Origin of the sequence: Streptomyces sp. NPDC001985, assembly GCF_040296845.1 — a bacterium.
In the GTDB taxonomy this organism is placed as follows: domain Bacteria; phylum Actinomycetota; class Actinomycetes; order Streptomycetales; family Streptomycetaceae; genus Streptomyces.
Window position 1 is genome coordinate 31229 of the sequence record NZ_JBEOYB010000051.1, and the last position, 13702, is coordinate 44930.

Sequence of the window (13702 nt, forward strand, 5' to 3'; positions counted from 1 at the left end):
TGACGGCGCCCCCGAGGCGGCACCCTGCCGCGAGCGCCCCCGCCGCCCCCGCCGCCCCCGGCACTCCCGGCACTCCCGCCGGTCACCCGGAGTGACCTGGCTCACTGTTGTGTTTGCCTTGTGAAGATCAGGGCAGGCGCGCATCCGGAGCGGACCCCGTTGCATTTTCAACAGCTTTCGGGGTGTGCGGGCGGAACCCGCACTGCTCTTCGGTCCGCCGGCAGGGGGTGGCGGACCGCTTTCGTTTCAACGCGCGAGGTGTATGTGTCCAGGCTCCAGGCCGAACATCTGTACAAAGTGTTCGGAAGACGACCCGAGGAAGCGATCCAACGGCTGGAAGGGGGAGCCGACCGCGACGAACTGCGCGCCGACGGCACGACCGCCGCCGTGATCGATGCCTCGTTCACCGTCGAGCCAGGACAGATCTTCGTCGTCATGGGCCTCTCCGGGTCCGGTAAGTCCACCCTGCTGCGGATGCTCAACGGACTCCTCGGCCCGACCGCGGGCCGGGTCCTCTTCGACGGCCAGGACCTGACCGCCCTGAGCCCCGCCGAACTGCGCGCCGTCCGCTCCCGCAAGATCAGCATGGTCTTCCAGCACTTCGCGCTCTTCCCGCACCGCAGCGTCCTGGAGAACGCCGGATACGGCCTCGAGGTCCAGGGCGTTCCCCGCTCCGAGCGCGACCGCCGGGCCACCGAGGCGCTCGCCCTCGCCGGGCTCGCCGGCTGGGAGGACTCCTGGCCCGACGAGCTGTCCGGCGGTATGCAGCAGCGCGTCGGCCTCGCCCGCGCGCTCGCCACCGACGCCGATCTGCTGCTGATGGACGAGTCCTTCAGCGCGCTGGACCCGCTGATCCGCCGCGATATGCAGGACCAGCTGCTCCAGCTCCAGAAGACGCTGAAGAAGACCATCGTCTTCATCACCCACGACCTCAACGAGGCCATGCGGCTCGGCGACCGCATCGCGGTGATGCGCGACGGGCGCATCGTCCAGCAGGGCTGCGCCGAGGACATCCTCGTCACCCCCGCGTGCGACTACGTCGCCTCCTTCACCCAGGACGTGGACCGCTCCCGGGTGCTCACCGCGGGCGCGATCATGGCCGACGCCGACACCGCCTTCGGTGCCGCCCGGCAGCCGGCGACCCCGGCCGAGGTGATCGCCGCCGCCCCGGCGGCCGTACCGGCCGACACGCCGATCATCGAGCTGTTCACCCCCTGCTCCACCAGCGAGTCCCCGGTCGCCGTCACCGACTCCGGCGGCGCGCTCGTCGGGGTCGTACCCCGGTCGAGGCTGCTCGCCGTCCTCGGCGAGCCGATGACCCCGTCCGCGCCCGCCGGCACCGCCACCACCGCGCGCGCGGTCGGCGCCAGGGCGGTGGCCCGTGCCTAGAATCCACATCGGCGACTGGGTCGACCGGGGAGTGGACTGGCTCCGGCTCCATCTGGAGTGGCTGTTCGACGCGATCAGCTCCCTCGTCACCGGCATGTACGACGGCATCGACGCGGCCCTCTCCGCGCCCGAGCCGCTGCTCTTCGCGGGCATCCTCGCCGTCGCCGCCTGGTGGCTGCGCGGGCTGCTCGCCGGTGTCCTCGCCTTCGCGGGCTTCGCGCTGATCGACTCCATCGAGCTGTGGGACGACGCCATGTCGACCCTCTCGCTGGTCCTGGTGGCCACCGTGGTCACCCTGGCGATCGCCGTCCCGCTCGGCATCTGGGCCTCGCGCTCCAGGACCGTCAGCGCCGTCGTCCGCCCGGTGCTGGACTTCATGCAGACCATGCCCGCCATGGTCTATCTGATCCCCGGCATCATCTTCTTCGGCGTCGGCGTGGTCCCCGGGATCATCGCCACCATCGTCTTCGCCCTGCCGCCCGGCGTCCGCATGACCGAACTGGGCATCCGCCAGGTCGACAAGGAGCTGGTCGAGGCCGCCGAGGCCTTCGGCACCACCCCGCGCGACACCCTGCTGCGGGTCCAGCTGCCGCTGGCCCTGCCGACCATCATGGCCGGGGTCAACCAGGTCATCATGCTCGGCCTCTCCATGGTCGTGATCGCCGGCATGGTCGGCGGCGGCGGGCTCGGCGGCGCGGTCTACCGCGCCATCGGCAATGTCGACATCGGCCTCGGCTTCGAGGCCGGCATCTCCATCGTCATCCTCGCCATGTACCTCGACCGGATCACCGGCGAGCTGGGCCGCCAGGTCTCGCCGCTGGGCCGCCGCGCCATCGCCAAGGCCAAGGCGCTGGCCGGCCGCCCCAGGATCAGGGACCACCGCCCCCGGCCCGCCGTCGCCGCCGTCGGTGTGGTCGTCCTCGCGCTCGTCGCGGGCGGCCTCGGCGTCTTCGGCGCCGGGAAGTCGGCCGCGCCCTCCGGCGCCGCCGACATCGGCAAGGGGCGCGAGGTCACCATCGGCTACATCCCCTGGGACGAGGGCATCGCCTCCACCTTCCTCTGGAAGGAGGTCCTGGAGCGCCGGGGCTTCGAGGTCGAGACCAAGCAACTGGAGGCCGGAGCGCTCTACACCGGGCTCGCCGGCGGCCAGATCGACTTCCAGACCGACGGCTGGCTGCCCGTCACCCACGCCCAGTACTGGAAGAAGTACGGCGACCGCCTGGAGGACCTCGGCTCCTGGTTCGGCCCCACCTCGCTGGAGCTGTCCGTGCCCTCCTATGTGCGGGGCGTCGACTCCCTGGAGGACCTCAAGGGCAAGTCCGGCACCTTCAAGGGCCGCATCATCGGCATCGAGCCCAGCGCCGGGATGATGGGCCTGCTCAATGACAAGGTCCTCGACGCGTACGGCCTCAGGGGCGAGTACGAGGTCGTCGACGGCTCCACCCCCGGCATGCTCGCCGAGCTGAAGCGGGCGTACCAGAAGAAGGAGCCCATCGTCACCACGCTCTGGTCCCCGCACTGGGCCTACAGCACCTATGACCTGAAGAAGCTGGACGACCCCCAGGGGGCCTGGGGCGAGGGCGACGGTGTCCACACCATCGCCCGCAAGGGCTTCGCCGCCGATCACCCCGAGATCGGAGGCTGGCTCAAGGATTTCAAAATGACCGAAAAGCAGCTCACCAGCCTTGAGGCGGAGATCCAGAAGACCGGCACGGGCAAGGAGCAGGACGCCGTGCGCACCTGGCTGAAGGCGAATCCCGGGGTCGCGGACCGGATGGCACCGCGGTAGGGGGACGCCCGCGCTCCCGCTCACCTGAACGGGGTGGTTCTCGCCGGAGGCGAGGGCCGCCCCGTCCCGCGTTTCCCCGTCCGGGCCGCATACGGCGAACCCTGTGCGCGCGGCCGGAGCCGGAAGCTGCGTATGGTGAGACAGGACCAGGAAGGGGAGCCCGGCGCATGGACGTGAAGGACGGCAAGGACCCGAAGGAGGCCGAGCGCCTTCGGGTGGGCGCCGCCGTGCGCAGACGCCGCCGGGCGCTCGATCTCACCCTCGCCGCGGTCTCCGAGCGCAGCGGGCTCTCCGTGCCCTTTCTGAGCCAGGTGGAGAACGAGCGGGCCCGTCCCAGCGCCCGCTCGCTCCAGCGGGTCGCCGACGCCCTGGAGACCACCGTCGGCAAGCTGATCGAGGCGTCCGACGCTGCGCGCACCATCGCCGTCGTCCGCGCCCCCGACGACGAGGGCCTCACCGCCCCCGGCGCGCCCGCCGCCCGCAGGCTCGTCGGCGGGCGCCACCAGCTGGAGGCCCTGGAGTTCACCGGCGAGTACGACACCGGAGGCGAGTTCCAGCACCGCAACGACGAGGTGATGTACGTCGCCGACGGCGCGGTGGAGGTCGAGGCCGAGGGCCGCGCCCACCGCCTCGGCCGCGGTGACACGCTGTTCCTCTCGGGTGGCGTACGGCACCGGTGGCGCGCCACCGTCCCCGAGACCCGGATCGTCGTCGTCATGGTCGCCGAGCACATCGAGACACCCCCGGACGCGTAGCCGGTATGCGGGTCGTCTCCCTGGTGCCCTCCCTCACCGAGGCCGTCGCCGTCAGCGCCCCCGGGCTGCTGGCCGGCGCGACCGACTGGTGCGACAGGCCCGCCGGGCTCGACGTGGTGCGCGTCGGAGGCACCAAGAACCCCGATGTCCCCGGGATTCTCGCGCTGAACCCCGATCTCGTGATCGCCAACGAGGAGGAGAACCGGGCCCCCGACCTCGACGCGCTGCGCGCCGCCGGCGTCCGGGTGCTGGTCACCGAGGTGCGCGCGCTGCCCCAGGCGTTCCGCGAACTCGAACGGGTCCTCGTGGACGGCTGCGGGCTCGCCCGGCCGCGCTGGCTGGCCGAGGCCGAGAGCGCCTGGGCCGAGCTGCGGCCCCCGGAGCGGTCGCTGCCCGCCGTCGTGCCCGTCTGGCGGCGGCCCTGGATGGTCCTCGGCCGGGACACCTTCGCGGGCGATCTGCTGCGCCGGCTCGGAGTGCGCCAGGTGTACGCCGGTCACCACGACCGCTACCCACGCGTCCCCCTGGACGAGCTGCGCGCGAGCGGCGCCGCCCTGGTGGTCCTCCCCGACGAGCCCTACCGCTTCACCGCCGACGACGGCCCCGAGGCCTTCCCCGGGCTGCCCTGCGCCCTGGTCAGCGGCCGTCACCTCACCTGGTACGGGCCCAGCCTCGCCGAGGCGCCCGCCGTCATCGGCGCGGCGCTGCGAGCAGCTCTCCGCTGACCACCCCGCGCGCGGTGCGCACCGCCGCCACCGCCCACGCCGCCACCAGCAGCCCGTACAGCACGGCCGCCACCGCCGTCAGGGCCGTCAGGCCGGTACGGTGCGCCAGCCCGGCCGCGCCCGTGACACAGGTGCCGACCGGGAAGGTGAACGCCCACCAGCTCAGCGAGAACGGCATCCCGCGCCGGAGCGCGCGGACCGTCATCGCGCCCGCGATGGCCAGCCACAGCAGCGCGAACCCCAGCACCGGGACGCCGTGGACCACCGCGAGCGGCGCCAGCGCGGCGGCGTACGGGGTGTCGGCCGCCGCCATGTTGCCCGCGGCGGTGACCGACTGGCCCAGCGGGCCGAGCACCAGGAACAGCGCGGGGGTGAGCGCGAGCGGCAGCGGGCCGTGGTGGATCAGCCGGGAGAGGATCAGCGGCAGGAGCAGCAGCGTCGCCAGGGCGCTCATCCCGAAGAGCGCGCCGGCGCCGAGCAGCACCGTCGCCCGCCAGGCCCCCTCGGGCAGATACGGGACGAGCAGCGGGGCCGACGAGGCGGCGACCATCGGGGCGACCACCGGCAGCAGCCACACCGGGGATGCCGTGCCGGGGGCGACCCGGTGGCGCACGACCATCAGATACGGGATTCCCGCCGCCACCACCAGGGCGCTGAGGGTGCCGGTGGTGATGAGCACGGACGCGAGCACCACGGCCGCGCTCTCCCCGATCACCTCCCCGCCCACCGCCAGGGCGGCGGTGCCCACCGCGAGCTGGGCCATGGGCAGACAGCCGTGGAAGGGTGCCACCGCCGGGTCGAGGAGATGGGCCCGGGCCTGATCGCGGTGGTACAGCCAGTGCCCGGCGCGCGCGGTGAGCAGCGCCGCGAGGAGCAGCGCCGACGCCGCCCAGACGGCCGCGAGCGCCGGGCGGGCGCCGGGGACGGGGAGCGCGGCGCCCGCGGTGGCGACCACGGCGGTGCCCATCACCGCCGCGTACCAGTTCGGGGCGAGACCGCGCAGGGCGGGGAGGCGCCCGGGCGGCGGTGTCCCGAGGGGTGTCCCGAGGCGCGGGGTGGGGCGCCGGCCGGGGTGTACGACGGTGGTCATGCCACCACTGTCCGGTCCGCCGGCCCCCCTCACCAGGAGTCTTCGGACTATGGGGTCATAAGCTGGGTTGATGAGTGACAGCGAGGCGAAGGTGCCGCTGGCGCACCGGGTGCCCGACCTGGGCGCGCTGGAGCTGCTGCTCGCCGTCGCCCGGCACGGCAGCCTGGGCCGGGCCGCCCGGGAGCTGGGGATCAGCCAGCCGGCGGCCAGCGCCCGCATCCGGTCCATGGAGCGCGGGCTCGGGCTCGCCCTGGTGGACCGCTCACCGCGCGGCTCCCGGCTCACCGGGGCGGGGGCGCTGGTCACGGACTGGGCGCGACGGGTGGTGGAGGCGGCGGAGGCCTTCGACGCCGGGGCGCAGGCGCTGCGGGGGCAGCGGGACTCGCGGCTGCGGGTGGCCGCGTCCATGACGATCGCGGAGTATCTGCTGCCCGGGTGGCTGATCGCGCTGCGGACGGACCGGCCGGGGACGGCGGTGTCGCTGTACGCGGGGAACTCGGCGGCGGTCGCGGAGCGGCTGCTCTCCGGGGAGGCCGACCTCGGGTTCGTGGAGGGGCTGGCGGTGCCGGAGGGGCTGGACGGGGCGGTGATCGGCCATGACCGGCTGGTGGTGGTCGTGGCTCCCGGCCATCCGTGGGCCGGGGGGCGGGGGGCGCTCACCCCGGGGGAGCTGGCGGGGACGCCGCTGATTCTGCGGGAGCGCGGGTCGGGGACCCGGCAGGTGCTGGACTCCGCGCTGTCGGGGCACGGGGGGCTGGCGGAGCCGCTGCTGGAGCTGGCGTCGACCACGGCGGTGAAGGGGGCGGTGATGAGCGGGGCGGGGCCGGCGGTGCTCAGTGAGCTGGCGGTGCGGGAGGAGGTGGGGGCACGGCGGCTCATGGAGGTGCGCCTCCAGGGGGTGCCGCTGCGCCGGGCCCTCCGCGCGGTCTGGCGCCGCGCCCACCTGCCCGCGGGCCCGGCGCGCGAGCTGCTCACCCTGACGACCGCCTCCCCACCCCGCCCCACCCCATAGCCCCACGGGCCCCGTGCCCGGGTTTCCCCTGTGGGGTGGGCCGTTTCAGCCTGTCCGGCGTTTGAGGACGGACCTTGTGCGGGAGGTGCGCGGGCCGAGGGTGGGTCCTCGGGCTTCTGTGCCCGGGTTTCCCCTGTGGGGTGGGCCGTTTCAGCCTGTCCGGCGTTTGAGGACGGACCTTGTGCGAGAGGAGCCCGGGCCGGGCGTGGGCCCCGCGCCCCCGGCCCCGCGGCCCCCGCCGGCAGCCCCCACCAGCGCCGCCATCAACCGTTCCTCACCCCCCATCTCCGGATGCCACTGCACCCCCACCGCCCAGCACCCCTCCACCTCGACCGCCTCCACCACCCCGTCCTCCGCCCAGGCCCCCACCACCAGCCCCGGCGCGAGCCGGTCCACCGCTTGGTGGTGGTAGGACGGCACCTCCACCGCCTCCGGCGCGATGGCGGCGTACCGCGTCCCCGGCACCGGCTTCACCGTGTGCGAGGTGAAGACGCCCTCGCCGCCGGTGTGCCCCTCCAGGTGCTGCACCAGCGTCCCGCCCAGCGCCACGTTCAGCAGCTGCATGCCCCGGCAGATCCCCAGCAGCGGTGTCCCCGCCGCCAGCGCCGCGTGGATCAGGGCGAGTTCCCAGGCGTCCCGCTCGGCGGCCGGCGGCCCCGTGCGGGGGTCCCGTTCGGCCCCGTACCGCACCGGCTCCACATCCGCCCCGCCCGCCACGACCAGCCCGTCCAGCCGCGCCACCACCTCCGGCGCGGAGTCCGGGCCGGCGTCGGGCGGGAGCATGGCCGCCAGCCCGCCCGCCCGCTGCACCAGCGCCGGGTACTGCGCGGGCAGCAGCGCCGCGGGCATGCTCCACACCCCCCAGGCGGCCTGGTTGAGATAGGTCGTGATTCCGATGAGCGGCTTGGTCACCAGGGCTCCACTGGACGTGAGGTGGTCAGTCGCGCTTCAGCTCCGCCTCGGCCGCCGCGAGCGCCGCGAACTCCTCCTCCGGCGCCCTGGCGACGAGATGACGCCGACTGTAGATCGCGAAGTAGGCCAGCGCGACCGCGTACACACCCAGCGCGATGAAGGCCGCGTCCCGGTCGACCAGGAACGTCGCCACCAGGGCGCAGAGCGCGAGGACGAAGGCCACCGACGAGGTCAGCGTGCCGCCGGGAGTGCGGTACGGGCGGTGCAGCCCGGGCTCCCGGCGGCGCAGGACGATGTGCGAGAGGGCCATCAGCGCGTAGCTGATGGTCGCGCCGAAGACCGCGATGTTCAGCATGCGGGCCCCGTCGCCACTGGACGCGGCGAGCGCGAACCCGATCGCTCCCGGTATCAGCAGCCCGAGATAGGGCGATTTGCGGCGGCTGGTGAGGGAGAGCACCCGGGGCAGATATCCGGCCCGGGAGAGCGCGAACAACTGCCGGGAGCCCGCGTAGATGAGGGAGAAGAAGGACGCGACGAGGCCCGCCAGCCCGGCGTAGTTGACGAATCGGCTCAGCCCGGTGGGGTCACCGTCCCCCTGGAGCGCCACCACCAGCGGATTCCCGGCCTCCTGGATCGCCGATGAGCCCCGCGCGCCGGTGGCGGCGAGGAAGGTGAGGGCGGCGAGGACGACCAGGACCCCCAGGGAGACCGCGAGCGCCCGGGGCATCGAGCGCACCGGGTCCCTGGCCTCCTCGGCGGCGAGCGGAACCCCCTCCACCCCGAGGAAGAACCACATCCCGAAGGGGAAGGCCGCCCAGATCCCCAGGAGTCCGTACGGCAGCCAGGAGTTGGCGCCGAAGGCGTCCTCGTCGGCCGGGATGTCATTGAGGTGCGCGGCGCTGAACTCGGTGAAGGCGCCGACCGCGAAGATCAGCAGCGCCGCCACCGCGATGGCGGTGACGACCAGGCTGAAGCGCAGGGCCTCGCCGACGCCCCAGAGATGGATGCCGATGAAGACCGCGAAGCAGGCGAGATAGACCGGCCAGCCGGATTCGAGGCCGAAGAGACCCAGCGACTCGACGTAGTCGCCGATGAAGATGGAGATCGCGGCGGGGGCGAGGATGTACTCGATCAGGATCGCGGTCCCGGTCAGAAACCCGCCCCAGGTGCCGAGCGCCCGCCGGGCGAAGCCGTAGCCGCCGCCGGCGGTGGGCAGGATCGCCGACAGTTCGGCGAGCGCGAAGACCAGACAGGCGTACATCACTCCCATGAGCAGGGTCGCGATGGCCAGCCCGCCGAAGCCGCCCTTGGAGAGACCGATGTTCCAGCCGGAGAAGTCGCCGGAGACGACATAGGCGACGCCGAGCCCGGTGAGCAGCAGCCACCCCGCGCTGCCCGTGCGCAGGGCGCGCCGCCGGAGATAGGGGTCGTGGGGGTGGCTGTCCACGGGTGGGGAGACAGGGGAGGGGGAGCGGTCGGTGGTGCCTTCGGCCATGAGAAGCTCCTGGCTTGCAAAGGTTTGTGCGAACACCTTTGCGGCCGGGTGCGGAATGCGCAAGCCTCCTGCGCGGAGCGGTGCCCGGGCAGCCCCTCAGAGGGTGCGCGCGGGCAGAAACCCCCGCAGCAGCGCCGCCGTCCCCTCGCAGTGCTCCCGCATCACCTCGCGCGCGCCGTCCGCGTCCCCGTCGAGCACCGCCTCGACGAGCGCGGTGTGCTGGTGCTGGGAGTGTTCGAGGTTGCGCACCAGCAGCGGTATGCAGTCCAGCAGGTCGTTGAGGGTCGCGCGGACGGCGGCGTACTGACCGGCGAGCGTGGGGGAGCCGGCCAGCTCCGCCAGGGTCAGATGGAACAGGGTGTCCCCGCGGCGGTACTCCGCCAGCGGCGCGTCACGGGTCGCGGCCAGCGCGGTACGGAGCCGCCGGGCGCGCTCCCCGGTGAGCCGGTGACCCGCGCACAGCCCCGCGGCCCCGGTCTCCAGCACCTCGCGGAAGCGCAGGGTGTCCTCCACATCGACCCCGGCGACCCGCCGCCGCAGCTCCTCCTCGCCGGCCGAGCCGTCCCGGCCGAGCACGAAGGTGCCGCCGTACCGGCCCCGCCGGCTCTCCACCAGACCCTGGTCGGCGAGGACCTTGAGCACCTCGCGCAGGGTGACCCGGCTGATCCCCAGACGCCGGGCCAGCTCCCGTTCGGCCGGCAGCCGCTCCCCGCCGGACACCAGCCCGAGCCGCAGCAGCTGGAGGAGCTGCTCCAGCGCCTCCTCGAAACCGTTCCCCGCCCGCACCGGGCGCAGCGGGGGCACCGGCCGGCCGGTCTCGTCTTCTCTCCTGGCCACGTCGACGGTGTCCTCTTCCCAAGCAATGGTCTTGAGCAATACCTTATGGCTTCCGGCTGATCCAAGGAGGCGTACGTCCCGTGGCAGACCGCACACCCCCGCTCGGCACCGAGGAGCTGCGAGCCCTCGTCGCGAGCGGAGAGATCGACACCGTGGTGCTCGCCTTCCCCGATATGCAGGGACGCCTCCAGGGCAAACGGTTCGCCGCGCCCTTCTTCCTGGACGAGGTCCTGGAGCACGGCGCCGAGGGCTGCAACTACCTCCTCGCCGTCGACACCGAGATGAACACCGTCGACGGCTACGCCATGTCCTCCTGGGACCGCGGCTACGGCGACTTCTCCCTGCGCCCCGACCTCGCCACCCTGCGCCGTGTCCCCTGGCACGAGGGCACCGCGCTGCTCGTCGCCGACCTCGCCTGGAGCGACGGCTCCCCCGTGACGGCGGCCCCGCGCCAGATCCTCCGCCGCCAGCTGGAGCGGCTGGGGGAACTGGGCTACACCGCCCGGGTCGGCACCGAGCTGGAGTTCATCGTCTTCAGGGACACCTACGAGGACGCCTGGGACCGCGGCTACCGGGACCTGACACCGGCGAACCAGTACAACACCGACTACTCCGTCCTCGGCACCGGACGGATCGAGCCGCTGCTGCGCCGCATCCGCCGGGAGATGGCCGCCGCCGGGCTGACCGTGGAGTCCGCCAAGGGCGAGTGCAACCCCGGCCAGCACGAGATCGCCTTCCGCTACGACGAGGCCCTCGTCACCTGCGACCAGCACGCCGTCTACAAGACCGGCGCGAAGGAGATCGCCGCACAGGAGGGCGTATCGCTCACCTTCATGGCCAAGTACAACGAACGCGAGGGCAATTCCTGCCATATCCATCTCTCGCTCGCCGGGCCGGACGGCGGCAACGCGATGGCCGGCGAGGGACCCGGCGGCATGTCCGGCCTCATGCGGCACTTCCTCGCCGGACAGCTCGCCGCGCTGCGGGAGTTCTCCCTGCTGTACGCGCCCAACATCAACTCGTACAAGCGGTTCCAGCCCGGCTCCTTCGCGCCCACCGCCGTCGCCTGGGGCCACGACAACCGCAGCTGCGCCTTGCGGGTGGTCGGACACGGGCGCTCGATGCGCTTCGAGAACCGGCTGCCCGGCGGGGACGTCAACCCCTATCTCGCGGTCGCCGGGCTGGTCGCGGCGGGGCTGCACGGAGTGGAACAGCGGCTGGAGCTGCCCCGTGAGTCCCCCGGCAACGCCTACACGGCGGGACACGCCCGGGTCCCGGCGACCCTGCGGGAAGCCGCCGAACTCTGGGAGAACAGCGCCCTGGCCGCTGCGGCCTTCGGCGAGGACGTCGTCGCGCACTACGCCAACATGGCGCGCGTGGAGCTGGCCGCGTACGACGCCGCGGTGACCGACTGGGAGCTGCGCCGCTCCTTCGAACGACTCTGACCACCCCGTTCCCACTCCCTTCCCCCCACCCGCCGCCCCTGTCCCTGTCACCGCGAGGAGCGCCGTGCCGCACGCCCACCACGAAGTCCTCAACCCCGCCACCGGCGAACTCGTCCGGGCCGTACCCGCGACCACCGTCCCCGAGGTCGCCGCCGCGGTGACCCGGGCCGCCCGCGCCCAGCGGTCGTGGGCCGGGGCCGCCCCCGCCGACCGGGCCCGGCTGCTGCGCCGGTTCGCCGCCGTCGTGGACGGCCACACCGAGGAACTCGCCCGGCTGGAGGTGCTCCAGGCCGGCCACACCATCGGCAACGCCCGCTGGGAGGCCGGCAACGTCCGCGATCTGCTCGACTACGCCGCCGGGGGAGTGGAGCGCCTCAACGGCCGGCAGATCCCCGTCGCGGGCGGCCTCGACATCACCCTCCTCGAACCGCTCGGCGTCGTCGGGGTGATCGCCCCCTGGAACTTTCCCCTGCCGATCGCCGCCTGGGGCACCGCCCCCGCCCTCGCCGCCGGGAACGCCGTCCTCCTCAAACCCGCCGAGACCACCCCGCTGACCGCGCTGCGCCTCGCGGAACTCGCCCTGGAGGCGGGCCTGCCCGAGGACCTCTTCCAGGTGCTGCCGGGCGCCGGGGACACCGCCGGGCAGGCCCTGGTGGACCACCCCGGAGTGGCCAAGATCGTCTTCACCGGCTCCACCGCCGTCGGCAAGGGCATCATGGCCCGGTGCGCCGCCCAGGTGAAGCGGGTCACCCTCGAACTCGGCGGCAAGAGCCCCAACATCGTCTTCGCCGACGCCGATCTGGAGGCCGCCGTCGCCGCCACCCCCATGTCCTTCCTCGACAACAGCGGCCAGGACTGCTGCGCCCGCACCCGCATCCTGGTCCAGCGCTCCGTCCACGACCGCTTCCTGGAACTCCTCGCCCCGGCCATCGCCGCCGTCGTGGTCGGCGACCCCGCCGACGAGCGGACCCAGATGGGCCCGCTGATCTCCCGGCGCCAGCGGGACCGCGTACGGTCGTACGTCCCCGACGGCCATTCCGGCATCCGGGGCACCGCGCCCGACGGGCCCGGCTTCTGGTTCCCGCCCACCGTCCTCACCGGCCTCGCGCCCGACGCCCCGGCCGCCCGCGAGGAGGTGTTCGGGCCGGTCGCCGCCGTCTTCCCCTTCGACGACGAGGCCGACGCCATCCGGCTCGCCAACGACACCGACTACGGACTCTCCGGCTCCCTCTGGACCCGCGACATCGGCCGCGCCATCCGGGTCTCCCGCGCCGTCCGGGCCGGCAACCTCTCCGTCAACTCCCACAGCAGCGTCCGCTACACCACCCCCTTCGGCGGCTACCGGCACTCCGGCCTCGGCCGGGAACTCGGCCCCGACGCCCTCACCGCTTTCACCGAGACCAAGAACGTCTTCCTCAGCACGGAGGCCTGAGCACCATGACCGAGACTTCCCTCTGCCGCCGCCTGGTGGGCCGTACCGCGGTCGTCACCGGAGCGGGGAGCGGCATCGGACTCGCCACCGCCCGCCGGCTCGCCTCCGAAGGCGCGCACGTCGTCTGCGGGGACATCGACGCGAGCGCGGGCACCGCCGCCGCCGAGGCCGTCGGCGGGCTCTTCGTCCAGGTCGACGTCACCGACGCCGAGCAGGTCGAGGCCCTCTTCGGCGCCGCCCACGACACCTACGGCTCCGTCGATGTCGCCTTCAACAACGCCGGTATCTCACCCCCCGACGACGACTCCATCCTCACCACGGGACTGGAGGCCTGGCGGCGCGTCCAGGACGTCAACCTCACCTCCGTCTACCTCTGCTGCAAGGCCGCCCTCCCCTATATGCGGCGCCAGGGCCGGGGCTCCATCATCAACACCGCGTCCTTCGTCGCGATCATGGGCGCCGCCACCTCCCAGATCTCGTACACCGCCTCCAAGGGCGGGGTCCTCGCCATGTCCCGGGAGCTGGGCGTGCAGTTCGCCCGCGAGGGCATCCGGGTCAACGCGCTCTGCCCGGGGCCCGTCAACACCCCGCTGCTCCGGGAGCTGTTCGCCTCCGACCCCGAGCGCGCCGCCCGCCGGCTGGTGCACATCCCGGTCGGACGGTTCGCCGAGGCGGACGAGATCGCGGCGGCCGTGGCCTTCCTCGCGAGCGACGACGCCTCCTTCGTCAACGCCACCGACTTCCTGGTGGACGGAGGTCTGTCGGGGGCGTACGTCACGCCCCTCTAGCGGCGGAAGGCCCCGGAGGGCCGTTGCGGGGCC

The 13702-nt window shown here is 73.4% G+C and carries 12 protein-coding genes; 8 read left to right on the top strand and 4 right to left on the bottom strand.

Annotated elements, in window-relative coordinates:
• The first annotated feature begins 264 nt into the window (after positions 1-264).
• The 4 genes from ABT122_RS22615 to ABT122_RS22630 all read left to right on the top strand — a co-directional run bounded on the left by ABT122_RS22615 (position 265) and on the right by ABT122_RS22630 (position 4658).
• Positions 265-1389 (top strand): quaternary amine ABC transporter ATP-binding protein, encoded by a 1125-nt coding sequence (locus ABT122_RS22615; protein WP_351555073.1) that lies wholly within the window; start codon positions 265-267, stop codon positions 1387-1389.
• Complete coding sequence (locus ABT122_RS22620) at positions 1382-3178, top strand: ABC transporter permease/substrate binding protein (RefSeq protein WP_351555075.1); 1797 nt, start codon at positions 1382-1384, stop codon at positions 3176-3178. Before ABT122_RS22615 ends, ABT122_RS22620 begins: the two co-directional genes overlap by 8 nt.
• Before the next feature lie 167 nt (positions 3179-3345).
• A complete protein-coding gene (locus ABT122_RS22625) occupies positions 3346-3933 on the top strand; it encodes a helix-turn-helix domain-containing protein (RefSeq protein ID WP_351555077.1) in 588 nt (195 codons plus the stop codon).
• A gap of 5 nt (positions 3934-3938) precedes the next feature.
• Positions 3939-4658: a helical backbone metal receptor gene (locus tag ABT122_RS22630; RefSeq protein ID WP_351555080.1), complete on the top strand. Its 720-nt coding sequence runs from the start codon at positions 3939-3941 to the stop codon at positions 4656-4658.
• On the opposite strand, the gene ABT122_RS22635 is transcribed toward ABT122_RS22630, so the two are convergent.
• Positions 4624-5748, bottom strand: a complete 1125-nt coding sequence (locus ABT122_RS22635) for an SLAC1 family transporter (protein WP_351555083.1) — start codon at positions 5746-5748, stop codon at positions 4624-4626. The two genes, ABT122_RS22630 and ABT122_RS22635, sit on opposite strands and share 35 nt — an antisense overlap.
• Before the next feature lie 70 nt (positions 5749-5818).
• Here ABT122_RS22635 and ABT122_RS22640 point away from each other — a divergent pair, with 70 nt between their 5' ends.
• Positions 5819-6760 carry a LysR family transcriptional regulator gene (locus tag ABT122_RS22640; RefSeq protein ID WP_351555086.1) on the top strand — a complete coding sequence of 314 codons (942 nt, stop codon included), beginning with the start codon at positions 5819-5821 and terminating at the stop codon, positions 6758-6760.
• A gap of 150 nt (positions 6761-6910) precedes the next feature.
• On the opposite strand, the gene ABT122_RS22645 is transcribed toward ABT122_RS22640, so the two are convergent.
• From ABT122_RS22645 to ABT122_RS22655, 3 genes are all read right to left on the bottom strand, one after another.
• On the bottom strand, positions 6911-7675 hold the full coding sequence (locus ABT122_RS22645) for a gamma-glutamyl-gamma-aminobutyrate hydrolase family protein (RefSeq protein WP_351555142.1): 765 nt from the start codon (positions 7673-7675) through the stop codon (positions 6911-6913).
• A 22-nt stretch (positions 7676-7697) separates the two neighbouring features.
• Entirely contained in the window at positions 7698-9167 is a 1470-nt protein-coding gene (gene eat, locus ABT122_RS22650) for an ethanolamine permease (protein WP_351555089.1), read from the bottom strand.
• A gap of 96 nt (positions 9168-9263) precedes the next feature.
• On the bottom strand, positions 9264-10004 hold the full coding sequence (locus ABT122_RS22655) for a FadR/GntR family transcriptional regulator (protein ID WP_351555091.1): 741 nt from the start codon (positions 10002-10004) through the stop codon (positions 9264-9266).
• Positions 10005-10084: 80 nt separating this feature from the next.
• Between ABT122_RS22655 and ABT122_RS22660 the strand changes: the two genes are divergently transcribed.
• The 3 genes from ABT122_RS22660 to ABT122_RS22670 all read left to right on the top strand — a co-directional run bounded on the left by ABT122_RS22660 (position 10085) and on the right by ABT122_RS22670 (position 13669).
• A complete protein-coding gene (locus ABT122_RS22660; RefSeq protein ID WP_351555094.1) occupies positions 10085-11449 on the top strand; it encodes a glutamine synthetase family protein in 1365 nt (454 codons plus the stop codon).
• A gap of 64 nt (positions 11450-11513) precedes the next feature.
• Positions 11514-12881, top strand: coding sequence for an aldehyde dehydrogenase family protein (locus ABT122_RS22665; protein WP_351555097.1), 1368 nt, complete (start codon positions 11514-11516; stop codon positions 12879-12881).
• A gap of 5 nt (positions 12882-12886) precedes the next feature.
• Positions 12887-13669: a 3-oxoacyl-ACP reductase gene (locus ABT122_RS22670; RefSeq protein WP_351555100.1), complete on the top strand. Its 783-nt coding sequence runs from the start codon at positions 12887-12889 to the stop codon at positions 13667-13669.
• Positions 13670-13702 lie beyond the last annotated feature (33 nt).

Coding starts and splice junctions, on each gene's coding strand:
- ABT122_RS22625 (WP_351555077.1), top strand. CDS start 3,346: ATGGACGTGAAGGACGGCAAGGACCCGAAGGAGGCCGAGCGCCTTCGG.
- ABT122_RS22630 (WP_351555080.1), top strand. CDS start 3,939: ATGCGGGTCGTCTCCCTGGTGCCCTCCCTCACCGAGGCCGTCGCCGTC.
- ABT122_RS22635 (WP_351555083.1), bottom strand. CDS start 5,748: ATGACCACCGTCGTACACCCCGGCCGGCGCCCCACCCCGCGCCTCGGG.
- ABT122_RS22640 (WP_351555086.1), top strand. CDS start 5,819: ATGAGTGACAGCGAGGCGAAGGTGCCGCTGGCGCACCGGGTGCCCGAC.
- eat (WP_351555089.1), bottom strand. CDS start 9,167: ATGGCCGAAGGCACCACCGACCGCTCCCCCTCCCCTGTCTCCCCACCC.
- ABT122_RS22670 (WP_351555100.1), top strand. CDS start 12,887: ATGACCGAGACTTCCCTCTGCCGCCGCCTGGTGGGCCGTACCGCGGTC.